At 72.6% G+C, this 22,216-nt stretch carries 16 protein-coding genes and 2 tRNA genes; 7 read left to right on the top strand and 11 right to left on the bottom strand.

Annotated elements, in window-relative coordinates; translation table 11 throughout:
* Positions 1-143 precede the first annotated feature (143 nt).
* On the bottom strand, positions 144-1,379 hold the full coding sequence (locus ACSP50_RS05530; RefSeq protein WP_099343702.1) for an Ig-like domain-containing protein: 1,236 nt from the start codon (positions 1,377-1,379) through the stop codon (positions 144-146).
* Between the two features lie 152 nt (positions 1,380-1,531).
* Positions 1,532-2,758 (bottom strand): Ig-like domain-containing protein, encoded by a 1,227-nt coding sequence (locus tag ACSP50_RS05535; RefSeq protein WP_014688174.1) that lies wholly within the window; start codon positions 2,756-2,758, stop codon positions 1,532-1,534.
* 132 nt (positions 2,759-2,890) lie between these two features.
* Between ACSP50_RS05535 and ACSP50_RS05540 the strand changes: the two genes are divergently transcribed.
* Both ACSP50_RS05540 and ACSP50_RS05545 read left to right on the top strand, forming a co-directional pair.
* Positions 2,891-2,966: transfer RNA gene (locus ACSP50_RS05540), tRNA-Lys, on the top strand.
* Between the two features lie 118 nt (positions 2,967-3,084).
* Positions 3,085-3,157: transfer RNA gene (locus ACSP50_RS05545), tRNA-Lys, on the top strand.
* Here the strand turns inward: ACSP50_RS05545 and ACSP50_RS05550 are convergent.
* On the bottom strand, positions 3,146-3,370 hold the full coding sequence (locus ACSP50_RS05550; protein WP_014688175.1) for a hypothetical protein: 225 nt from the start codon (positions 3,368-3,370) through the stop codon (positions 3,146-3,148). The two genes, ACSP50_RS05545 and ACSP50_RS05550, sit on opposite strands and share 12 nt — an antisense overlap.
* Before the next feature lie 57 nt (positions 3,371-3,427).
* Entirely contained in the window at positions 3,428-5,215 is a 1,788-nt protein-coding gene (locus tag ACSP50_RS05555) for a glycoside hydrolase family 9 protein (protein WP_043510878.1), read from the bottom strand.
* Positions 5,216-5,353: 138 nt separating this feature from the next.
* On the opposite strand from ACSP50_RS05555, the gene ACSP50_RS05560 reads away from it, so the two are divergent.
* Positions 5,354-5,977, top strand: coding sequence for an NADPH-dependent FMN reductase (locus ACSP50_RS05560; protein WP_014688177.1), 624 nt, complete (start codon positions 5,354-5,356; stop codon positions 5,975-5,977).
* A gap of 292 nt (positions 5,978-6,269) precedes the next feature.
* Here ACSP50_RS05560 and ACSP50_RS05565 read toward each other — a convergent pair whose 3' ends face one another.
* From ACSP50_RS05565 to ACSP50_RS05575, 3 genes are read right to left on the bottom strand one after another with little or no spacing between them, the layout of a single operon-like run.
* Positions 6,270-6,935, bottom strand: coding sequence for a response regulator transcription factor (locus tag ACSP50_RS05565; RefSeq protein WP_014688178.1), 666 nt, complete (start codon positions 6,933-6,935; stop codon positions 6,270-6,272).
* On the bottom strand, positions 6,932-8,020 hold the full coding sequence (locus tag ACSP50_RS05570; protein ID WP_014688179.1) for a sensor histidine kinase: 1,089 nt from the start codon (positions 8,018-8,020) through the stop codon (positions 6,932-6,934). Before ACSP50_RS05570 ends, ACSP50_RS05565 begins: the two co-directional genes overlap by 4 nt.
* A gap of 37 nt (positions 8,021-8,057) precedes the next feature.
* The gene (locus ACSP50_RS05575; RefSeq protein ID WP_014688180.1) at positions 8,058-8,561 is read right to left on the bottom strand and encodes a CcdC protein domain-containing protein; all 504 of its coding nucleotides are present in this window, start codon (positions 8,559-8,561) and stop codon (positions 8,058-8,060) included.
* Positions 8,562-8,643: 82 nt separating this feature from the next.
* Between ACSP50_RS05575 and ACSP50_RS05580 the strand changes: the two genes are divergently transcribed.
* Together ACSP50_RS05580 and ACSP50_RS05585 are read left to right on the top strand one after the other, a co-directional pair.
* Entirely contained in the window at positions 8,644-9,876 is a 1,233-nt protein-coding gene (locus tag ACSP50_RS05580) for a cytochrome P450 (RefSeq protein WP_043510881.1), read from the top strand.
* Between the two features lie 30 nt (positions 9,877-9,906).
* Positions 9,907-10,515, top strand: a complete 609-nt coding sequence (locus ACSP50_RS05585; protein WP_043510883.1) for a hypothetical protein — start codon at positions 9,907-9,909, stop codon at positions 10,513-10,515.
* Here ACSP50_RS05585 and ACSP50_RS05590 read toward each other — a convergent pair.
* The 4 genes from ACSP50_RS05590 to ACSP50_RS05605 form a co-directional block, all read right to left on the bottom strand.
* Positions 10,460-15,367 carry a DNA repair ATPase gene (locus ACSP50_RS05590; protein ID WP_014688183.1) on the bottom strand — a complete coding sequence of 1,636 codons (4,908 nt, stop codon included), beginning with the start codon at positions 15,365-15,367 and terminating at the stop codon, positions 10,460-10,462. The two genes, ACSP50_RS05585 and ACSP50_RS05590, sit on opposite strands and share 56 nt — an antisense overlap.
* Positions 15,364-17,286 carry an SPFH domain-containing protein gene (locus ACSP50_RS05595; protein ID WP_014688184.1) on the bottom strand — a complete coding sequence of 641 codons (1,923 nt, stop codon included), beginning with the start codon at positions 17,284-17,286 and terminating at the stop codon, positions 15,364-15,366. Before ACSP50_RS05595 ends, ACSP50_RS05590 begins: the two co-directional genes overlap by 4 nt.
* Complete coding sequence (locus ACSP50_RS05600) at positions 17,286-17,849, bottom strand: hypothetical protein (RefSeq protein ID WP_014688185.1); 564 nt, start codon at positions 17,847-17,849, stop codon at positions 17,286-17,288. Before ACSP50_RS05600 ends, ACSP50_RS05595 begins: the two co-directional genes overlap by 1 nt.
* Before the next feature lie 72 nt (positions 17,850-17,921).
* Complete coding sequence (locus ACSP50_RS05605; RefSeq protein ID WP_014688186.1) at positions 17,922-19,742, bottom strand: GGDEF domain-containing protein; 1,821 nt, start codon at positions 19,740-19,742, stop codon at positions 17,922-17,924.
* Positions 19,743-20,161: 419 nt separating this feature from the next.
* On the opposite strand from ACSP50_RS05605, the gene ACSP50_RS41575 reads away from it, so the two are divergent.
* Positions 20,162-20,647, top strand: a complete 486-nt coding sequence (locus ACSP50_RS41575; RefSeq protein ID WP_043510886.1) for a hypothetical protein — start codon at positions 20,162-20,164, stop codon at positions 20,645-20,647.
* 93 nt (positions 20,648-20,740) lie between these two features.
* Positions 20,741-22,102, top strand: coding sequence for a hypothetical protein (locus ACSP50_RS41580; protein ID WP_014688188.1), 1,362 nt, complete (start codon positions 20,741-20,743; stop codon positions 22,100-22,102).
* The last annotated feature ends 114 nt before the right edge of the window (positions 22,103-22,216 follow it).

Consider the following 22,216-nt stretch of genomic DNA (forward strand, 5'->3'; position numbering starts at 1 on the left):
GCGGGTCGCTTCACGGCGTACGCCGCCATCGGGCGGATCCGTGGGCCAGCGGACCGGAAGCGAAGCCTCGGCCGGAAAAGGCCGCGGGCCCGGTCGTGGAGACCGGGCCCGCGGGAAAGCCGGGGGAGTGCGGGGCGGGTGCGTCAGGAGAGGGCGCTGCCCTTCTTGTATTCGGCGTAGCTCATGTTCCAGTCGGTCCAGCCGTTGCCGTTCTTCAGCTTCTCCTCGGTGCCGGAGACCGTGATCACGTCGCCCATCATGGTCTGCTTGAAGAGCCACGCGCCCATCGCCTCGGAGACGTTGACGCAGCCGTGCGAGACGTTGCGCTTGCCCTGGACGCCCTCGGACCACGGGGCGGCGTGGATGAACTGGCCGCTCCAGGTGATCCGCTGAGCGAAGTCGATGTTGGTCTTGTAGCCCCCGGTCGGGTCGGTGTCGGTGGTGTCGAAGACGGTGTGCTCCTTCTTCTCGATCACCACCATGGTGCCGCTGGACGACGGGGTGGCGGCCTTGCCGAGGCTGACCGGGAGGGTCTTGATGACCTTGCCGTCCTGGGTGACCGTCATCTTCTTGGTCTTGTTGGAGACCGTCATGATCAGCGAGCGGCCGATGTTGATGTCCACCGTCATGTCGGAGCGGCCGTACCACCCGTCGCCCATCTTGACGCCCTTGAGCGCGACCTTGTAGAAGACCTTCGAGTTGGCCTTCCAGTACGTCTGCGGACGGAAGTGCACCTCGGTGGGGCTGATCCAGCGCCAGGTGCCCTCCTGTGCGGGGGTGGCGGTGACCTTCATGTTGCGCTCGACCGTGGCGCGGTAGCTCTGCGGGATGGCCCGGCCGAACTTGACGATCAGCGGCATGCCGACGCCCACGGTCTGGTGGTCGCCGAGGAAGCTGGTGACCCGCACCAGGTTGGCCGGCTGCTTCATGATCGTGAAGTTGCTGGTGGTCTGGTTGCCCTTGCCCTGTGCGGCCGGGGTGCTGACGGTCACCGTGTACTGCTTGCCCCAGTCCATCGACTCGGCCGGGTGCCACACCTTGGCGTCCTTGTCGACGGTGCCCTTGACCTCGGAGCCGTCGGCGTCGGTCACCTTGACCGTGGTGTTCTCCGGGTCCTCGCTGGTGTACTTGACGTCGGACCAGGCCTCGACGCCGGTCGCCGCGGATTGCGGCGAGGTGACCGCCACGGTGCTCAGCGTCGGCTGGGCCGACGGCGCCGTCCCGGACTCGGTGGTGCCGCCCCCGCTGCTGCCGCCCTGCCAGCTCGGCGACTTGCCGCCGCTGCATGCCGCGGTGAACAGCAGGCTGCCCGCCAGCAGCGCGACGAGTGTCACGCGCATCTGGCGGCGGCCACTGCCCGCCGACCGAACTGGTGTCATGTCGCTGGTCCCCTCACGGCGTCGAATCTCCCCGGCGCCCAATACTGCTCCAGAAACGCCAGTTGACCAATCCCGGATTCGTGCCGTGACGGCCACGCCATCCCTATCGGTGTGTTCCGCCGAACCCTGACCGGACGGCCCGGCGACGGCCGTCAGCCGAGCCCGGCGGGCACCGGCAGGGCGCTGCCCGCGGCGAACTTCTCCCAGCTCACGTCCCACGGTGTCCAGCCGTTGCCGTAGTCCAGCCGGTCGCCGGTGCCCTGCACCGTGACCGGGTCGCCGATCAGCGTCTTGTCGAACAGCCACCGGGCGTTCGAGGGCGACACGTTGACACATCCGTGGGACACGTTCTGGTGACCTTGGGCGTAGGTCGACCACGGGGCGGAGTGGATGTACTGCCCGCTCCAGGTGAGCCGCTGCGCGTACTGGATGTTGACCCGGTAACCGCCGGTCGGGTCGGTGTCGGTGGTGTCGAAGACGGTCTGCGCCATCTTGTCCATGATCACCATGTGCCCGCTGGACGACGGCGTGCTCTTCTTGCCGAGGCTCACCGGCATCGTGCGGACCACCTTGCCGTCCTGCAGCACGGTCATCTTCTTGCTGGCGTTCTCCACCTTCATCTCGAGCTTGCGCCCGATCGTCGAGGTGGCCGACCGGTCCCGGTCGCCGTGGAGGCCCTTGCCCGTGGGCAGACCGCCGACCGCGATCCGGACCTTGAGCCGGGTGCCGGTCTGCCAGTACTGCGGGGCGCGGTAGTACGCCGCGGTGCCGCTCGACGTCCACGACCAGGTGCCCGGCTGGGACGGGGTGGTCTCGACGAACATCCGGTTCTGCACGGCGGCCCGGTCGGCCTTCCTGATGCCGGGGCTGAATTCGACGACGACCGGCATGGCCACGCCGTACGTCTGCTTGTCGAACAGGTAGAGCCCGGTGCCGGTGTGCCGGCCGCCGGCCGCCATCGTGGTGAAGCTGGTCTTCGCCGTGGTGGTGGTGCCGTCCGTGCCGGTCGCGGTGACCTCGGCGGTGTAGGCCTGCCTGTTCTTCAGCGTCCTGGCCGGCACCCAGGAGGAGCCGTCGGGGCGCAGGGCGCCGGCGACCGTGCCGCCCTCGGCGTCGGTGAGCCGGACCGAGGTGACCGTGCCGTTGCCCACCTTGAGCCCGATCTCGGTGCTGGTCGGCAGGTCCTTCTGCCCGGCGGCCGGGCTGACCGTCAGCGTGACCGGGGCCGCCGTGGTGGCGCTCTCCGGGATCGCGGCGGCCCCCGGCGCGACGCTCGCCGCGGCGGCCGGCGCGGGCTTGTCGCCCTTGCCGCACGCGGCCAGCGGCACGGTCACGGACAGTGCCAGCAGTGTCGCCACACAGCGGCGGAGGTCGACCATCTCGGTCCCCGTTCTGGAGTTCTCGGCGCAGCCATCCTGACGCATCGAGGCAAATCCCGGGTCGCCGTTGCCGGGGAAGCGGTCGATTTCGAGGATCTTCCGAGGCCGTGCTACGGTTTTCTCCGTTGGCAGGCGTCGCTAGCTCAACTGGCAGAGCAGCGGACTCTTAATCCGCGGGTTGTAGGTTCAAGTCCTACGCGACGCACCAGCACGAAGGCCGCGACCATTTGAGGTCGCGGCCTTCGTCGTTTCTCGCACGTCCCGGGAGTCACCCCCGTCCAGCTGTCCTGCTCCTCGGGTGTGCTAGTGTTTCTCCTCGTTGGCAAGCGCTGCTAGCTCAATTGGCAGAGCAGCGGACTCTTAATCCGCGGGTTGTAGGTTCAAGTCCTACGCGGCGCACAACACCGGGAAGGGCCCTCCTCGTGAGGGCCCTTCTTCCGTTGCGGGGGCCGGGCCGCAGGTCACCGCCACCCGGCTGCAGAAGTCGTCGGGGCCGGCGCCGGGTCGGGCCGCGCCGGTCAGTGTCTCGCCGCACATCGCGGCGGTGTACTCGATCATCCGGCCCGGTTCGCCCGGGTCGTCGTACCCTGCGGTGCGCTCGGACAGCACCATCGCGGCTCACACTCCGATCGTCGTTATCCTCGGATACGCCTACGGAGCGTGATCAGTTCAACGGGGCCGGGCGGTCAGGGCGAAGGCCAGCATCCCGGTCGCGGTGAAGTCGAGGGACGGCTCGTTGGTCGCCGACACCCGCATGTCGTCGGCGTACTGCGCGTCGTCCCGGTTGAACGCCGAATACGACCCGGCCGTGCACATCGAGTCGTCCTCGCTCTCCAGCGACTCGACCCGCCCGGCCACGTTCGGCCCGTTGACCACCGCCCCGGTCAGCGCCGCGTGGGTGATCGTCCCGATCTGATCGTGCGGACACTGTGGATACCGGGCGCCGGCACCGATCACCATGGACACTCCCCAGCCGTTGGCGCCCAGCGCGACGTCGCGCTGCGCGGTGCCGAACGCCGCGTAGCGGGTGTCGCCGGTCGCCCGCTGGTAGAGGGCGGCGGTCGCGGCCCAGCCCAGTTGCCGGGCCGCGTAGTCGGCGCCGCCCGCCCCGGTGGTGGCGTCCATCGGGTCCCGGCCGGCCGCCTTGACCGCCCCGGCCAGCCGGTCGCGCAGGTCGGCGACGAGTGGCGCGGCCGGGGCCAGGCGGTACAGCTCGGCGTCGGCGAGCGCGTCGACGTCGTACACGGTCAGGCCGTCGTCACCGCCGCCGGTCGCGTCGGCCCAGTGCCGGGCCTGCCCGGTCCAGCCGGCGGTCCGCGGATCGCCCAGCGCCTTGCCGGCCAGGGCCAGTTCGGTGGCGCCCAGGGCCAGGTCGTCCTCGTAACTCTCCTCCGGGTAGAAGTCGCGCGGCACCGTGGTGACCAGGTCGCCGGTGGGTGCGGTGGCGGCCTGGCCGAACAGCGTGGCCGCCAGATCCAGGTAGAACCTGGCGCGGGCCGGGTCGTTGGCGGCCGACAGCTGGGCGGCCAGCGCGAAGGCGGCGGTCACCCGGCCGGCCAGGTTGGGGCTGATCGGCTCGCCCGGTGCGGCGGCCCGGAACACCGGGCGGTACCGCTGGTAGTACGCGCGGTCGCCGGGTTGCACGGACAGGTCGTCGTCGGCCTGCGGGAGCCGCCAGATGTCGTGGTCACCCAGGTAGTGATCGTTGCCGGCCACCCCGACCTGGGTGTAGAGGACGCCGTCGCGGTACATCCGGGTCAGCCAGTCCAGGCCGTGCCGGATCTCGTCGGGCAGGGCCGCCGGCGCCGGGCCGTCGCGCTGCACGAGCTGCATGAGGATCAGCGCGTACGCGGTGGTGTGGGCGAATTTCAGGTAGTCGCCGGCGTCGTACCAGCCACCGGAGACGTCAAGGGTGGCGCCGGTCGAGGCGAGCACGCTGTCGTCGGGCTCCGGGGTGGCGTAGACGGTGGCGTTCCGGTCGTCGAGGTGTGCGGGTGTCCGCTGCCACGGGCCGGGAACCTGGTCGGCGCCGTCCCGGTGGGCCTGGAAGTAGCGGACCGTGTCGGCCACCAGCGGCGTGTACAGGTCGGCGGCCGCGCCGATCCGGAACGGCGGCGACTCCGCGTGGTAGTGGTCGTCGAGACGGATCCGATAGGTGCCCGGGGTGCGCAGGGCGGTGAGGTCCAGCGGGTTGGTCGCGGCGAAATGGTCGTTCCAGTGACCTCGGCTGCGCCCGGCGGCGACGGTCAGCACGGTCCGGCCGGCGGCGTCGACCACGGTGGCCCGCGCGCCGGCCGCGTCGGCCGGCGCCAGCAGCGTGGCCACCTTGGACTCGCCGGTGGCCCAGCCGGCCTGGTCGACCCGGATCTGGGCGGCGGGCAGGCCCGGCCGCGGGGCCGGACGCGGCGCGGGGTGGGGCACCGAGCAGGACGTGGTCACGAGCACGAGCAGGATCAACGGAAGGTGGTACGGGCGGCGCCTCACGATGCCCAAGCCTCGACGGCACCCGATCGGGCGGGCCGCACCCGCTGTGCGCCGAAGATCTGACAGTTCGCTGTGAGGGGACGCCGGGCGCTGACCCCGTATCGTCGGCGCATGGCCTGCGTCCTGCTGATCTCGGGTAGCACTCGCGAGGGTTCCGTGCACACCGCCGCGCTGCGCACCGCGGCCCGGTTCGCCCCGGCGGAGATCGACGCCCGACTCTATTCGGGACTCGCCGCGCTACCCGCCTTCCTGCCGGGTGACCCGGCGCCGCCGGCGTCGGTCGTGGACCTGCGCCGCCAGGTCGCCGCCGCCGACGCGGTGATGATCAGCACCCCGGAGTACGCCGGTGCCCTGCCCGGCAGCCTGAAGAACCTGTTCGACTGGCTGGTCGACGGCGGCGACCTGACCGGCAAGCCGGCCGCCTGGCTGTCGGTGGTCGCGCCCGGTCAGGACGAGGGCGCCCGGGCCGGTCTGGAGTCGGTGCTGGAGCACGGCGGCGCGCGGCTGCTGCGGGCCGGCTGCGTGCGGGTCCCGCTGGACGTCCGGGCCGTCGACGAGCGGGGGCTGGTCGACGACCCGTTGCTGCACCGGGCGGTGCAGGACGTGGTGCAGGCACTGATCCGGTCGCTGGCCGGGCCCCGCCCGCAGCCGTCCTGGCAGGTGCACTCGAGCGTGTATCCGGTGATCACCCGGAACGACGCGCCGAGCTTCGTCCGCCGGCCGGACTTCCGCTGACCGTCACGCGCACGGGGCCAGGAGGGACGGGGTTAGCCCTCGCTGAGGTGATCTTTAAAAGAACCTCAAGTGGCGGGACGGGCGGCTATCGGCGACGCATAGTGGACACCCGCATCGCTCCTGAAAGGGGAACCGTCGCCGTGGCCAGCGCAGACCCGTTGCACCCTCGCATCGTAGCGGTCACCGAAAGTAAGATCTCCGAGTCGGGGCGTCCGCTGCGCCCGGCATTCCGCCGGCGCCGCCTCCCGGTCCGCCCGCCCCGTTTCTCCCGCCGCCACGGCGGCTGACAGCCTCAGGCGCTCAGGCCGTGCTGATACGCATACCGCACGGCCTGCGCCCGGTCCCGCACCCCCGCCTTCGCGAAGAGCCGGTTCACATGGGACTTCACCGTCACCTCGGTGACGAACAGCCGCTTCGCGATCTCCTTGTTGGACAGTCCGGCGGCGATCAGCCGGAGCACCTCCGCCTCGCGCGCGGTCAACCCGTCCGGCAGCTCCCGCTCCGCCCGTGCCGCCGTGCCCCCGGCCGCCGCGGCGCCCCCGGTCGCGGCCGCGAGCAGGCGCTGCTGCACCTGCGGATCGAGCACCCCCTGCCCGATCGCCGCGGCCCGCACCGCCTGGGCGATCTGCACCCGGCCGGCGTCCTTGGTCAGATAGCCCACCGCGCCGGCCCGCAGCGCCCCGAGGATGTGCTCGTCGTCGGCGAACGTGGTCAGTACCACCACCCGCGTCTCCGGGAACTGCTCGCGGATCATCGCGGTCGTCGAGACCCCGTCGCGTCGCGGCATCCGCAGGTCCATCAGCGCCACGTCGGGCCGCTCCCGGCCGACGAGCTCCAGAGCCTGCTCACCGTCGGCCGCCTCGCCGACCACCTCGATGTCGTCGAGCAGGCTCAGCATCAGCGAGAGCCCCTCGCGGACCGCGGTCTGATCGTCGGCCACCACCACGCGGATGCTCACCCCGGCATCCTGACATCCACCAGCCACCCGTCGCTGTCCGGCCCGACCGTGACGCTGCCGCCGGCCATCTCGGCACGCTCCCGCAGGCCGATCAGCCCGTAGCCGCTGGACAGTCCGGTGACCGGGGGGCCGGCCGGGCCGTGGTTGCGCACCCGCAGCGCGACGGCGCCCGCCTCGAACGCCAGGTGCGCGTCGACGGCGCTGCCCGGCGCGTGCTTGCGGACGTTGCTCAGCGCCTCCTGCGCGGCCCGGAACAGCGCCAGCCCGGTCTCCGGGTCGAGCTCGCGCGGCTCCCCGCCGACCGTGAAGGTGGCCGGCGCGCCCAGGTCCCGCGCATAGCCCGCGGTCAGCTCGGCGACCAGTTCGGGCACCGGCAGCGGATCGCCGCGCAGCGCGCTGACCGCCCGCCGGGTCTCGGTCAGCCCGTCGCGGGCCAGCGTCCCGGCCCGGTCGATCAGCGCCGCCGCCTCCGTCGTCCGGTCCCGCTCCAGCAGCGCCGCGGCCGTCTCCAGCTGCACCGACAGGGCGGACAGCGAGTGGGCCAGCACGTCGTGGATCTCCCGGGCCAGCCGGGCCCGCTCGGCCAGCATCGCGGCCAGCGCCTGCTCGTCGGCGAGCAACCGCTCCTGCTCGGCGCTCGCCTCCCGCTGGCGGCGGAGCAGGACCAGCAGGGTCACCGCGATCAGCACCCCGCACCAGACCGCGATCGAGGAGAGGTCGGCGTGGTGCGTGGCCAGCGTCGCGGCCAGGGCCAGCAGCCCGATGCCGGCCAGCACGCCGGTGGTGATCAGGTCGAGCACGGCGGCGCTGCCGGCCAGCGCGACGACCAGATAGACCGGGGCGACACCGCGGGCGCCGAGCGCGGTCAGCGCCAGTCCGGAGGCCAGCGTCACGCAGACCGCGACCAGGTGCGGCCGGGGTGGCAGGACGCGCAGCGTCAGCAGCGCCCAGCCCAGGCCGCCGATGACCACGAGCGGCCAGGGCGCGTGGTCCTGCACCATCACCACGGTGACGGCGATCAGGACCAGCAGATTGCGGGCCCGGCGCCAGAGCTCCGGCAGCCGGGTGCGATCGGCGGTGTTCACGGGATCAGTGTGCCGAATGGGCGGTGACGGCAGGGTGTCAGCGGCCGGCGGCGACCCGGCGCCGGGACCGGCGCGGCGCGAACGGCGCGCCGACCGCCATCGCCCGGGGCCCGACCACCGCGGCCTCGCCGAGGAAGCTCAGGCCGAGGGCGAGCACCAGCGAGGCGGCCAGCACCGGACGGTCGGCGCCCAGGGTGCCGGCGACCGTGGCCTGGACGAGGCGCAGCACGATCAGGCCGATCCAGACGGTCAGGGTGACCCACGTGTAGCGGTACCACAGGTGCCCGTCCCGGACCATGACCCGCACCGTGGCGCCGCGCAGCGCACCGCCGGCGACGGCGAGCACGCCGCCGACGGCCAGCGCGACCACGTCGGCCCGGACGTGGGTGAGGCCGGCCTGGGCGACCATGAAACCGCCGTAGACGGTGAGCGCCAGCGGCAGTACGACCAGGCGGCGCGCGGTGAGCGGCTCGCCCAGGTAACGGCGGACCATGGCGTAGGCGAGAGCGGCGATGACCAGGAGCGGGGTGAGGATTTCCATGCCCTGAAGGTAGGGATCGGGGCGGGTGGAGCGCTGCCACCCACGGGTGGAGATCGGGGTGGATCCGACCTATGGTCGGGCTATGACGCAGGAGATCGCCGATCTGGGCGACGCGGTTTTCCAGGCCGACCCGCACCCGGTGTACGAGCGGTGGCGCACGAGCGGCCCGGTCCGTCAGGTGCGGATGCCGTCCGGTCTGACCGTCTGGCTGATCACCCGCTACGAGGACGCCCGACGCGCGCTGGCCGATCCGCGGCTGTCCAAGCGGGCCACCCCGATGCCGGCCGGGCAGGCGGCGGGCGGCTCGCGGACGGCCGGCGCGGCCGCCGCCGGGGCGATGGCGCCCGGTGTCGCCGCCGCGATCTCGCAGCACATGCTGGCCGTCGACCCGCCCGACCACACCCGGCTGCGCCGCCTGGTCTCGGCCGCGTTCACCGCCCGCCGGATCGAGGCGCTGCGCCCGCGGATCGAGCGGATCACCGCCGATCTGCTGGACGCGCTGTCCGGCCGGGACGAGGCCGACCTGATCGACGCGTTCGCCTTCCCGCTGCCGATCCAGGTGATCTGCGAGCTGCTCGGGCTGCCGGCCGAGGACCGTGACGAGTTCCGCGAGTGGTCGGACACGGTGGTCGCCGGTTCGCAGGCCGGGCCGCGGCTGGCGCCGGCCCTGGAGGCGATGGTCGGCTACATCCGCGACCTGCTCGCGGTGCGCCGCCGCACCCCCGGCGACGACCTGCTCTCCGGTCTGATCCAGGTCCGCGACGCGGACGACCGGCTCACCGAGGACGAGCTCTGCTCGATGGTGTTCCTGCTGCTGATCGCCGGCCACGAGACCACCGTCAACCTGATCGGCAACGGGACGTACGTGCTGCTGCGCGACCGTGCCGGGTGGGAGCGGCTGCGGGCCGACCGCTCGCTGCTGCCGTCCGCGATCGAGGAGTTCCTCCGGTTCGAGGGCCCCCTGCAGACCGCCACGTTCCGGATCGCCGTGGCGGACGTGGAGATCGGCGGGGTCACCATCCCGGCCGGCGACCCGGTGATCGTCGGCCTGCTCTCGGCGAACCGGGACGGCGAGCGGTTCCCGGCGGCGGCCGAACTGCACCTGGACCGCGTGCAGAGCCCCGCTCACCTGGCCTTCGGGCACGGCATCCACTACTGCCTGGGCGCGCCGCTGGCCCGGCTGGAGGCGCAGGTGGCGTTCACCGCCCTGCTCGACCGGCTGCCCGGCCTGCGGCTGGCCGTCCCGGCCGAGGCGCTGCGGTGGCGGCCCGGCCTGCTGATCCGCGGTCTGGAGACGCTGCCCGTCCGCTGGTGAGCGCGGGCGGCGGCTGGCATGATGTCGCGCGTGTCCGACATGTATGAGCCGCGCCCGTCCGCGCCGGACTGGCAGACCCGGGTGCTGCCGACGGTGCCGACGATCGACGAGCGGGAGGCGGTGGCCAGGCGCCGCCGCCTGATCGTGCTCGGCTCGGCCGGGGCCTTCCTGGCGCTGGCCATCGGTTACTGGGCGCTGTCGGGTCCGGGCGACGACAAGTCGGCCCCGGCGGCCGCCCCGGCGACCTCGGCCCAGGTGCTGCAGACCACCAGCATCGAGCCGCTGATCGAGTCGAGCACCGGGCCGTCGCCGAAGCCGAGCAGCGCCCGGCCCAGCAGCCGGCCGCCGGCCGTCTCGGCCGCTCAGCTCACCCGGGTGCTGCAGCAGATGCGGGGCGAGGTGTTCGTCCTGTTCCGCAGCCGTCAGCTGGAGCGCGACGACGCCCGGGCGTTGAACACCCGGCTCCGCAAGATCGCCGAGGAGCTCCGCAAGGACGATCGGGAGGGCGCCGGCAAACAGCTGAAGTCGTTCGCCAAGAAGCTCGCCGACCTGCACGACGACGGCAAGATCAGCGACGCCGGCTTCACCGCGCTGGCCGGTCAGGCCGCTCAGCTGTCCACGCAGCTGCCCGTGTCCTGAGCCGGATCGCCTCCTCCACCCCGGCCACGCGGTCCGCGACCAGCGCGACCGCCCCGGCAGCCCGCGTCACCGGGTCGGCCTCGGCCCCGCCGAGCGTCTGCTCCCGCCGGTACGCGGCCTTGACCTCGGCCCAGCGTGCGGCTCTCGCCGGAGCCAGCCGGCCGCGGAGCTCGGCGAGCTTGAGCAGGTTGGCCTCGGCGCCGCCGGTGAGGGTCTGCGCCTCGCCCAGATAGTAGTCGTCGATCACCTGCTCCAGTTCGTCGTCGTTCATCGCCGGCACGATCCGCTCGGCCAGCTTGTTCATGTTGCGGTAGGAACCCTGCAGCCGGAACGGCGGCTCGGTGCGGCCGGCTTCGGCCTGCGACGCCGAGGCCAGGTAGGCCTGGTTGACCCGCAGCACCACCCGCTGCGCCCGGCGCATCATCCGCAGCACCGCCAGGATCTGCTCCAGTTCGGCGGCGGAGTACGGGTACGCCAGCCGGTCCGCCCGGGCCGTCTCGTCGCCCTCGGCCAGCCGCAGCAGCAGCGGCAGGTCGGCGCCGTCCCGAGCGGCCAGCGGGGCCAGCACGGTGTTCGCGGTCAGCGCGTTCTCCAGATAGGACAGTGCGAACAGGTCCTCCCGGCCGGCCAGCACGTCACCCAGGTTCCACACGTCGGCCCGGTTGGCCAGCATGTCCGGCACCCGGAAACGACGGCCGCTCTCGGTGTACGGGTTGCCCGCCATGCACACCGCGAACCGTTTGCCACGCAGGTCGTACGTCCGGGTCCGGCCGTTCCAGACCCCCTCCATGCGGCGTTGCGCGTCGCACAGCGAGATGAACTTCTGCAGCAGCTCCGGGCTGGTGTGCTGGATGTCGTCGAGGTGCAGCAGCACGTTGGTGCCCATCTCCAGGGCCAGCGAGATCTTCTCCACCTCCTGGCGGGCGGTGGCGTCCGGCGCGTCGGCCGGGTCCAGCGAGGTGACGCCGTGCCCCAGCGCCGGCCCGTTGACCTTGACGAAGACCAGGCCGAGGCGATCCGCCACGTACTCCATCAGGGTCGTCTTGCCGTAACCGGGCGGGGAGATCAACATCAACAGCCCCGATCGGTCGGTACGCCGTTCCGCCCCGGCCGTCCCGAGCTGACGCGCCAGGTTGTCCCCGATCAGCGGCAGATAGACGTCGTCGAGCAGCCGGTTGCGCACGAAGGTGGTCATCACCCGCGGCTTGAACTCGTCCAGTCGCAGCCGGGCCCGTTCGGCCTTCGCGAGCGCCGCCCGCCGGCTCTGGTAGTCGCGGTAGGCCGGCATCCGCTTCTCCCGGAAGTGCCGGGCCCGGGACAGCAGCGCGTCGAGGCGTACCGTCAGCTGCCCGTCCTTGATCCGCGGGTGCACGCCGAGCAGCCCGGTGACCGTCTCGCGGACCGTCGCGGCCACGTCGTACCGGGTCAGTCCGGTGCCGACGACCTCGATGCCCACCGCCTCCAGCATGTCGTTCAGGTCGCCGGAGTCCGGCCGGGCCCGATGGAAGGCTTCCAGCCAGGCGTACACCAGCTGGTGCCGGACGGCCGGCTCGCCGGCCAGGGCGCGCAGGTCCTCGGCGTACTGCCGGGCCGGCGCGGACTCCGCACCGCCCAGCTCGCGGTGGAAGCGGTCCAGGAAGGCGCGGGCACCGGCGCCGGTGACGAACCCGGCCGGGGTGCCGGCCAGCTCGTCGACCAGATACTCGCCGATCTCCGCGTCCCCGGTCGCCACGCCCGCCGCCGACAGGCCGGCCGTACCCAGGTGATCGGTGGCGGCGTCGGTCAGTTCGGCCCGGAGGTCGTCGAGGGCCCGGCCGGCGGAGCCGAACATGGCCCGGACCCGGATCAGCGACGCGGCGCGCAGCTGCCAGGCCTGACGCTGCCCGGCGGTGGCGCCGTAGGCCCAGAACAACTGGGCGGCGACCCGGATCCGGGGCGGGTAGCGGAGCAGGCCGGCGGTCGTGTGCATCCGCAGCAACGCGTCGAGGATCACCGTGGCGTCGGCGTCGTGCACGCCCCGCTCGTACCCCTCGTCGTACCGCGAATCGGCGATCCGGTGCACCAGCTCCCGCAACCGGCCCTCGGCCTGTGCGGTGGCCGCAGCCCGGGGTTCTTCGGCGAGAATCGCCGCGGCCAGGTGCTCCGCCCGGTACAGGCGGCGATACTCGGAGATCAGCGGCTGGTCCCAGAAATCCCGGGTCTGCTGGAACGCCTCGTCGGTGACCGGCGCGCGGTAGTCGGTGCCGGTGATCGCGTAGGCCAGCCCGCCGTCGTGCGGCACCAGCGTGAGGTCGATGGCCTGCCCGTTGACCGCGAAGGTGTGCCGTCCCAGCCGGATCCCGCCGTCGCCGAACAGCTCCCGCCGGTCCCGCAGCGCCCGCCCGGCCTCCTGCCGCGCCGCCGTGAGCCGCCCGTCCAGTTCCTCGGCGCGGACCGGGTCGCCGTCGGCCCGCAGCCGGTCGGCGACCGAGCGGACCTTGGCCACCATGGGATCGGTGGCGAAGTACGTGTTCACCTCGTCCGGATCGCCCAGCGTGGCGATCCGGCGGTGGATCGCGTCCAGGATCCGCCGGGCCGAGCCGGCCAGCCGGTCGGCGCGGCGGGCCCGCTCGTCGAGCAGCGACTGCCGGCGTCCGGCGATCGCCTCGTACACCTCGGCGCGTCGGGTGGCCAGCCGCTCGCCGAAGTCGTCGACCTCGCCGAACCGGCTCTCCAGCGTCTCCACCTGGGCCATCAGCCGGGCCAGGTGCTCGTCGCAGTGCTCCGGGGTGTCGGCGGCGGCGAGCGCGGCGGAGACCGACTGGCCGAACAGCGCGAACTCGGCGGCGAACGCGGCCCGGCCCTCGACCGCGGCCAGCTCCCGGCGCCGGGCGTCCACCGTGGCGCGGGCGCGGTTGAGCCCGCCCAGCACCGCGCCGATCCGGTCCAGAATGGACACCCGCACGGTGGCGTCGGCGATCTCCAGACCGCCGACCACCTCGGTGACCACCTGCAGCCCGTCGGACTGCTCGGTGATCCGGCCGGCGACCGGCTCGCCCTCGGCCACCGTGCCGATCGCCGCGGCCTGCCCGGCCAGCTCCTCGACGCTCGCCTGGTAGTCGGCGAACGCGTCGGGGTGGCGCAGGAACTCGACCGCGCGCCGGGCGGTGTCGTCGGTCGCGGTGACCAGCGACGCGTCGATGGCATCCAGCCGCGCGCCGTCGGCGTACCGCATCTCGCGCAGCCCGGCCAGCCGCCCGCGCTCACGCCGCAGCTCGGCGAGCCGGCCCACCCAGCCGCCGGTGGTCGCCGGCGGCTCCGCCGCGGCCCGCCGGACCAGCGAGCCGGCGGTCGCCTCGGCCTCGGCCACCGCCTGCTCGGCCTGCGCGGTCAGCGCCTGCACCGCGGCGAACTCGTCGAGCACCCGGGTGGCCGCGGCGCGCACCTCGGCCAGCGGCTCGGCCAGATTCTCCAGCTCCGGGTCGGCCAGCCAGTGATAGGTGTCGAAGGTCCGGGTGCAGGCCGCGATGATCGCCTCGAAGACCGGCCCGGCCGCCGACATCTCGCCGACCATCCGGCTCACGGTGAGCGCGTCGGCGATTCCCCGGACCAGGTCGGCGTTGCCGATCCGGGCCAGCGGCCCGGTCCCGGCCGGCTGGGCCGCGGCGTGCGCGTCCGAGACGTACGGCGTGCGCCAGACCTGCACCGGGTGGACCCGGGCCGGTTCGTCGCCGGGGGAGCGGAGCACCACCAGGGTGCCGTCGTCGAAGATCGCGTAGCCGTGCCCGGTGATCGGCGTCGCCACCTGCTTGCCGATCACGTTGTACGGCAGCAGCAGATACCGCCCGGAATCGGCGTCGTGGAAGACGTGCAGCACGTCCTCGCCGTTGACCGACCGGACCACCCGCTCGAACGCCAGCCCGGCGGTGTCCCGGTCGAATGTCTTGGCCGCCCCGGTCACCAGGTAGTACCCGCCGGGGAAGATGACGCCCTGGTCCTCCGGCAGCCGGCGGCACGCCTGCCCGATCCCGTCCAGGCGGCGTACATCCCGGGTGCGGGTGTTGAAGACCAGGTAGCGGTACGCCGTCTCCTGATACGGCAGCACCCGGAGAAGGATCAACGGCCCGACCCGGGCGTACGCGATCTCCGCGTCCGCCAGGCTCTGCAGCGGCTGGTCCACCGGCTCCGAGTAGACGCCCGCGCCGTCCTCGGTGTTGTCCTCCACCTTGACGGTCAGGTCGCCGCCGACCGTCTCGACGAACACCTCGTCCTCGATCGACACGTGCGGGTGCCGGCCGAGCACGTGCTGCTCGCGGCTGGTGACCGTCCACTCGAAGTCGTGCGTGGGCGGCAGCACGTGGTCCCGCTCGCCGCGCGCGTCCTGATACGCGACCGTGCCGTCCACGCCGATCTGCCAGCGCAGCACCTTGAGGTCGCCGGCCCGGGCCCCGGTCTGGAAGATCGCCAGCAGCTGGCCCTCGACCCGGCGCAGCTGCCGCAGCCGGGTCCCCCGGTAGTACCGGTACAGCTCGGCGAAGTCACGGCGGAACCCCGGATCGTCCAGCAGCCCCGGCGCCGCGGCCGGCTGGAACTTCCGGTCGACCACGGTGAACACGTCGTCCACCGCGGTCTCGGCCTTCATCCCGAGGAACGCGTTGGCGCCGAACAGCAGCACCTCCCCGGCCGGCGCGACGTCGGCCGGCACCGCGTTGTTGCCGGTGCGGATCCGCTCGGTGCCCAGCAGTTCGGTCTGCTGGGCGCCGAAGGCCTCGATCCGCCGGGCGTTCAGCGTCTCGGCCCGCCCGGCCAGCTCGCGCGCCTTGGCGTCGAGCCGGCCCCGGAGCACCTCGTACGTGCCCGCGTCGATGGTCACTCAGACTTGTCCTTCGTGACGGAGTTGGCCACCGCGGCCGCGACGCTCAGGTTGGCGACATCCGCGGTGGACACCGCACCGACGACCTTGCGCAGGTCCTCGGCGAGGTCACCGTCGCCGTTGAGGTAGCGGGCGCCGACCGCCTGCGCCACCGAGCTGTGCTCGACGAAACCGTCGATGCTCTTGCCCAGCGTGATCGAGCCGATCAGCTTGTCGAAGAAGACCGAGTCGCCGCCGACGATGTCGATGTCCGCCTTCTCCAGCCCGGCCGCGACCACCCGGGCCTGCGCCTCGGCGATCTCCCGGTGCACGTGGATGCCGGCCAGCCGGATCTCCTTCTCCATCTCCAGCCGCAGCCGGTACTCCTCGTGCGCCCGGGTGACCTCGTCGAGCGTGGCCATCGCGGACGCCTTCTGCTCCAGGCCCTCCGCCTCGCCCTTCAGCTTCTCCTTGATCGCCTCGGCGGCGACCAGTGCCTTCTCCCGCTCCACGATCGCCTCGGCCCGGCCGGTCTTCTCGATCGCCTCCGCGTTGCGCTCCCGGACCCGCACCTCGGCCAGGCCGAACGCGGCCGCCTCGGCCTGCTTGCCCTCGGCCAGCCGGATCGCGGCTTGCGCCTCCAGCTCGGCGGCCTGCTGCTTCGCCTCGGCCAGCAGCAGCTGCTCGCGCGCTTTGAACCGGGCCGCGGCCTCCGCGGCCTCGGCCGCCTTGATGTCCTTGACCAGCGCCTCCTGCGCCTCGGCCTCGGCGTTGATGACGACCGCCTGCCGGGTCCGCTCGGCCTCCTCGACCACCCGCAGGCGCTTGATGTTCTCCTCCTGCTCGGCGACCGTCCGCTCCACCGCGATCCGCTCCCGGATCACCTCGGCCATCGCCCGTTTCTCGGTCTCGACCTCGGAGTCCTTGGCGATCGTGGACAGCTCGGTCTCCCGCTGCCGGCCGATCACCTCGAGCATCCGGTCCTTCTCGATCCGCTCGGTCTCGATCGCGATCACCCGCTCGCGGTTCTTCTCGGCGACCGCGATCTCCCGGTTCTTGTTCTCCGCCTGCACTCCGAGCTGCTGCTCGGTCTTGAGGCGGGCGGCCTCCGAGCGCAGCGTCTCCTCGGCCCGGGCCAGCGCGATCTCGGCCTCCTCGCGGGCCCGGATGGTCTCGATCTCGCGGCGCTGCTTGATCTCCGCGTCCGCCTTGCGGCGCTCCAGTTCGAGGATCGCCTCCCGGGCGTCCACGTCCTGCCGGGTGATCTCCTTCTCCTCGTTGCGCCGGAAGTCGTTGGTGAGCACCGCCTCGATCGCGGTCAGCTCGGTGATCTTCCGGATGCCCTGGGCGTCCAGGATGTTCTTCGGATCCAGCGAGCCCAGCGGCGTCTGCTCCAGGAAGTCGATCGCCGCGTCCTCCAGGCTGTAGCCGTTCAGATCGGTGCCGATCACCTCGATGATCTGATCCCGGAAGTCGTTGCGCTTGGTGTACAGATCGACGAAGTCGAGCTGCTTGCCGACCGTCTTGAGCGCCTCCGAGAACTTCGCGTTGAACAGCTCCTGCAGCGTCGCCTCGTTGCTGGCCCGGCTGGTGCCGATCGCCTGCGCCACCTTGATCACGTCCTCGGTGGTCTTGTTGACCCGCACGAAGAAGGTGATCCGGATGTCGGCCCGGATGTTGTCCCGGCAGATCAGGCCCTCGCGGCCGGTGCGCGAGATCTCGATCGTCTTCACCGAGATGTCCATCACCTCGGCCTTGTGCAGCACGGGAAGCACCACCGCGCCGGTGAAGGTGACGTCCACCCGGCGCACCTTCGAGACGATCAGAGCCTTGCCCTGCTCCACCTTCCGGAACATCCGGCTGAGGAAGAACAGCACGCCGATCGCGATGAGCACGACCACGGCGAGAAGCACACCGAAACCGGTGGACACCACATCCATCAAAGGCCTTTCCTGGCGATGTCGGCGGGAACGACCCAGAAGAACTCGCCCTCCGGGTCGACGTCGTAGATGAGGGCGACCGTGCCGGCGGGCAACGCGTCCACGCCGGTCTGCCGGACCTGGATGATGGCCGAGGAGCCGTCCTCGGCGTGCACCTCGGCCTGGCCGAACGTGCCGGTGACCCGGCCGGTCCGGATCACGCAGGTGCGGCCGACGAAATCGGCGCGCGAGGCGTCCGGGCCGTCCGGCAGCAGCCGGCGCAACGGGATCGCGATCAGCCGGGTGACCAGCGCGGCCGCGACCAGCGCGACCGGCGGGATCACCCCGGGTGGCACCGGTCCGGGCCACTGGCTGCCGGCCAGCGTGCCGAACCAGGCGAGCGCCACCAGCAGCGAGACGGACACCGGCAGCGGCACGCCGAGCAGCCCGCCGTGATCGTGCCCGGCGTCCGGACCGGCGCCGCCCACGATCACCACGATCCAGTAGCCGATCACGAGGATCAGCAACGGAGTCAGGAGAACGGTCGGGAAGCTCAGCGCGGCTTCGATGAATCCGTTCCCCATCAAACTGTCGTCCCGTCTCCCCGGTCAGCGGTCCACAGGGTGACAGGCCGCGTCAACGACGGTCACGCTGAGTCAGCCGATCGCGGCCCTACGGTCGTGCTTGCGCCGGTACATCTCCGCATCCGCCTCGCGCAGCAGCCGGTCGCCCTCGCCGGCCCGCCCGGACGCCACCCCCACGCTGGCGCCCACCGACAGCCACCGCCCATTGATCAACATGGGTTCGGCGGCCACCGCGGTGATCCGCTCGGCGAGCGCCGCCGCCTCCGCCGCCCCGGTTCCGGGCAGCAGCACCGCGAACTCGTCGCCACCCAGGCGGGCCGCCACCTCGCCGGGCCCGAGCAGCGCGGTCAGCCGCTCGGCGACCAGCACCAGCACCCGGTCCCCGGCGTGATGCCCGTGCCGGTCGTTGATCGCCTTGAAACCATCGAGATCGATCAAGAGCATGCTCGTCTCGTACGGGTCGTCGCCCGCCGCCTCGTCGATCCGCCGCTGCAGCAACACCCGGTTCGCCAGCCCGGTCAGCGCGTCGTGCGTCGCCTGCCGCTGCAGCTCGTCGTGCAGCGCCCGGGTCTCGGTCGCATCCCGGGCATTGAGCACCACGGCACCCACATGCGGATTGTGATACAGGTCGGTGCTGATCAGATCCAGCCAGCGGTACGTGCCGTCGGCATGCCGCCAGCGCACCTGGAAAGCCACACTCTCCCCCGGATGCGCACTCTGGTGCTCGTCCAGCCGATCCACCGCCGCGCGGTCGTCCGGGTGCGTGCGATCGTGCAGCGACGTGCCGACCAGCTCCGCCGGGCTCAGTCCGAGCACCCGGTCCGCGGCCTGACTGGCGTACTGCACGGTGCCGTCCCGCTTCACCACCAGCGTCAGGTCCGACGTGTGCTGCACCAGCGCCCGGAACCACTCCCGCTGCTGATCCAGCTCGATGAGCAGCCGTTCGTTGTCCCGCACCGCGGACAACTGCCGGGCCAGCACCAGCGCCGTGATCACCACCGCGCCGATCGCCACACCCCATGTGCCCAGCCCGGGCCGGCCACCCCGCAGCGCCGAGACGACCAGCACCTGAGTCGCGATCACCGCGACGTACGGCAGCACACTCGGTCGCTGCGCCACCCGCCGGGCGCGCGCCGGATCCACCGGCCGGCTCTGCACCAGCTGCAGCCGCAACGCCACCGCCATGATCAGGCAGGGCAGCAGCTGCACCAGATACATCACCCCGGGATCCATCTCGCCGCCGGCCAGCACCCCGGCCAGCGCCGCGCCCGGCCCCGTGCCGGCCAGCCCCACACACCCGAGCAGCCCCGCCGTCCGGGAAAACGGCGCCGTGCCGCTGAACAGCATCTTCAGCACGCCAAACGCGATCAGCAACATCACCCCGGCGGTCGCCGCGGCACCCCAGCGGTGCATCTCCTGCGGGCCGCTCCACTCGTCGGCGAGCAGGTAGTACCAGAGGAAGACGGCCACCCCGGTGAGCACCGTGGCGGCGTCCAGCCACAACCGCAGTCGCTGCCGGCCCTCCCCGCCCAGCGGATGGCGCAGCATGGCGACCACCACGATCGCCATGCCGGCCACCACGAGAATCGTCTGCACCATGCTGATCTGGGCGCCGGATCCCGCGTACGCCAGCATCGTCTGAAAGCTGTCGCCGGCGGTGCAGGCGGCGCAGGCGACGACCAGAGCCCGCCAGAAACGGCGGCCGACCGGTGGGACATCGGGGTGCCGGGCCAGCCGCCAGGCGAACAGCACATCGGCCAGGTCGATCGCGGTCTGCACGGTCCACGACGCGCGATCCCCGCCCAGCCCGGTGAGGAACAGGGGAAACAGCAGCACACCCAGCACCAGCAGACCGACCAGCACAGGATCGGCGGCACCGGCCCGTATCCGCATGATCGCTCCCGTCGTGGACGTTCCCGATCCCATCGGCGACTCCGGCGGCGATGTGAGCGAAGCTTTAAATCGCGTTTAATATTCATCCGCTACGCCCGGAAGTGCCCCATACTTACCCGAATCTGTGCCGCTGCCCGGCCTCGACGACCCGGGCCGGTTCCACGCGGGCGAGGGACCGGCCCGGGCCCCCGCCGGCTCGTCCACCCCGGCCCCGGCTCCCGGCACCCGGCGGTCCCCCCGCCTGGTCTTACTCGTTTGGCCCCATTCACTCGCGGTCTCCCCATTCCCGGTCTCCCCACTTCCGGCTCTCCCCCACTTTGTGTGCTTCTGACTCGCGGCCTCGCCACCTGCGGGTGAACCCGGCGGTGCGGCGCGCCGCCTCCCCCGGCCGGCCGAAACGGGCGGATACCTTGACAGTCATGACCACGACCGCGCACCGCAGTTCGGTGCTCCGGTCGTTGCCCGCACTGTTCGCGCTGGTCCTGGCCTTCTTCGCGGCCAGCACCCATCCGGTCGCCGGCACACCGGTCGCGCTGGGACCGACCGCTGCCGGGTCGACCGCCTACGCATCGGGCCGGTCCGGCGTCCCTGTTCCGGTCGCGGACACGTTCGTCATCGCCGCACCGGCCGCCGTCTCGGCCGCTGCCGCACCCGCACCGGCCGCCGTCTCGGCCGCTGCCGCACCCGCACCGGCCGCCGTCTCGGCCGCTGCCGCACCCGCACCGGTCGCCGCACCGGCCTTCGCCTCGTCGGCTGCCGTTCCGGCCGCCGTTCCGGTCGAGGTTTCCGCTCCGCTCGCCGCACCGGTCTCCGGCCGCCGCGTCGCCGATCGCACCCGCGCCCTGTGCGCGCAGCGATCGGCCGGGGCCGCGGGTTCCCGAGCGCCACCCCGCACCGCCGCCTGAACCCCGCGAACGCCCGTCCCGGTCGTCCGCGAGGTCGCGTGTACGTGTGCCTGGCCAGCGGAGATCTCAGACGAGCGGAACGGACGAAACCTCATGACCATGCTTGCCGAAATGCTGCTGCACGAGCCGGCCCCGGTGGCTATCTGGGCGGCCCTGTGGCTCGCCACCATCCCGGCGATGGTGGTCCTCGCCAGCCCCACCGGAGTCCGCAACCCGGTCCAGGCCCTCATCGACGCGGGCGCGTTCCTGATCGGCCGCCCGCTGCGCCACCCCCGCCGCCGCGAACCCCCCACCAACGATTTCTTCCCCGGCGACCCGATCCCGTTTCTGACCTCCGGGGACCCCTCCCTCGCCACCCCGGCAGGGCCTGCTCCATTCGCCGACTCCGCGGATTCCACCCCGTCCGCCACAGCGAGCGGCGCCCCTTCGCTGAGCTCGGCGGATTCCGCCACAGCGAGCGCCGCCCCTTCCTTGAGCTCGGCGGATTCCGCCACAGCGAGCGCTGCCCCTTCCCTGGGCTCGGCGGATTCCGCCACAGCCAGCGCCGCCCCTTCCCTGAGCTCGGCAGGCTCAGCGCCCTCTGTTCCGGTGGGCCTCGCCTCCACCTTCAGCTCCGCGGACCCCGCCAGAGAAGTCCCGGCGGACGTCACTCCGGGCTTCCCGGCCGTCTCCGCCCCTGCCGCGCAGGAGGGGACGTCTTTCGCGGCGCGGGGTTCTTCGGCGGGTCGCCACCACGCGGCGGGCCTCGCCGGTCACGCGGGGGAGGGGGACGCCGGGTTGGCGAGCCGGGCGTCGGGGCGGCGGCCACTGCTGCGCCGCCTCTTCCACCGCGCCGCGGCGCGGCGGGAGGAACGCCTCCGGCGGGAGACCGAGGCGGTGCGGTCGGTCCGCTACGCCGAGGAGGTGCGGGTCGCGGCAGAGCAGGCCGGGTACGCCGCGGACCGCTGGCAGGAGCACTGGGAGGCGACCGCCGCGCGGGTCGACGCGGCGTTCCGTGCCTGGCAGGCGGCCGACGCGCGGCTCCAGCGCAGCCGGACGGCGATCGCCTACGGCACGCCGGCCACGGAGCAGAGCCCGGCCGAGTATGTCGACCGCGAGCGTTTCCTGCACCTGGCGGTCCGCGCCGCCGCGGAGCGTGGCGAACTGCCGACCAGCGCCGTCGCCGACGCCCTGACCGGCCGTGGCGGATGGGACGCCCGCCTGCACCCGGTCGACCAGGAGCTGGTCATCCAGCGTGCCGCGGCGACCCACCTGGAGGCTGTCTGGAAGCGTGCCGCCGCCGCCGAGAAACTGGCCTGGCGCGACGCCCAGACCGCCCGCCGCAACTGGCAGAGCCTCTGCCAGGAGACGATCCTCGCGGCTGCCCACGCCACCGCGGTTCACCACCTGCTGCCCACCGAGCCGATCATCATCCCGGCCACCACCCACCCGGCCCCGGTCGCCCGCGTCGCCTGATCCCACATCCGCGGGCGGCGTCGATCAGGTCGGGCCGGAAAAGTGTCCCGGCGCCTGTTCCGCAGCGTCCCTGTTCTCTGGAGCCTGTCCCGGAGCGCGGTCCGCATGTCCGCT

The organism is Actinoplanes sp. SE50/110, assembly GCF_900119315.1.
GTDB lineage: Bacteria > Actinomycetota > Actinomycetes > Mycobacteriales > Micromonosporaceae > Actinoplanes.

What these genes read in the sequence shown, in the direction of transcription:
- ACSP50_RS05535 (WP_014688174.1), bottom strand. Translation starts at nt 2,758, where the DNA reads ATGGTCGACCTCCGCCGCTGTGTGGCGACACTGCTGGCACTGTCCGTG.
- ACSP50_RS05550 (WP_014688175.1), bottom strand. Translation starts at nt 3,370, where the DNA reads ATGGTGCTGTCCGAGCGCACCGCAGGGTACGACGACCCGGGCGAACCG.
- ACSP50_RS05575 (WP_014688180.1), bottom strand. Translation starts at nt 8,561, where the DNA reads ATGGAAATCCTCACCCCGCTCCTGGTCATCGCCGCTCTCGCCTACGCC.
- ACSP50_RS05560 (WP_014688177.1), top strand. Translation starts at nt 5,354, where the DNA reads ATGGCCTGCGTCCTGCTGATCTCGGGTAGCACTCGCGAGGGTTCCGTG.
- ACSP50_RS05580 (WP_043510881.1), top strand. Translation starts at nt 8,644, where the DNA reads ATGACGCAGGAGATCGCCGATCTGGGCGACGCGGTTTTCCAGGCCGAC.
- ACSP50_RS05530 (WP_099343702.1), bottom strand. Translation starts at nt 1,379, where the DNA reads ATGACACCAGTTCGGTCGGCGGGCAGTGGCCGCCGCCAGATGCGCGTG.
- ACSP50_RS41580 (WP_014688188.1), top strand. Translation starts at nt 20,741, where the DNA reads ATGACCATGCTTGCCGAAATGCTGCTGCACGAGCCGGCCCCGGTGGCT.
- ACSP50_RS05600 (WP_014688185.1), bottom strand. Translation starts at nt 17,849, where the DNA reads ATGGGGAACGGATTCATCGAAGCCGCGCTGAGCTTCCCGACCGTTCTC.
- ACSP50_RS41575 (WP_043510886.1), top strand. Translation starts at nt 20,162, where the DNA reads ATGACCACGACCGCGCACCGCAGTTCGGTGCTCCGGTCGTTGCCCGCA.
- ACSP50_RS05605 (WP_014688186.1), bottom strand. Translation starts at nt 19,742, where the DNA reads ATGCGGATACGGGCCGGTGCCGCCGATCCTGTGCTGGTCGGTCTGCTG.
- ACSP50_RS05595 (WP_014688184.1), bottom strand. Translation starts at nt 17,286, where the DNA reads ATGGATGTGGTGTCCACCGGTTTCGGTGTGCTTCTCGCCGTGGTCGTG.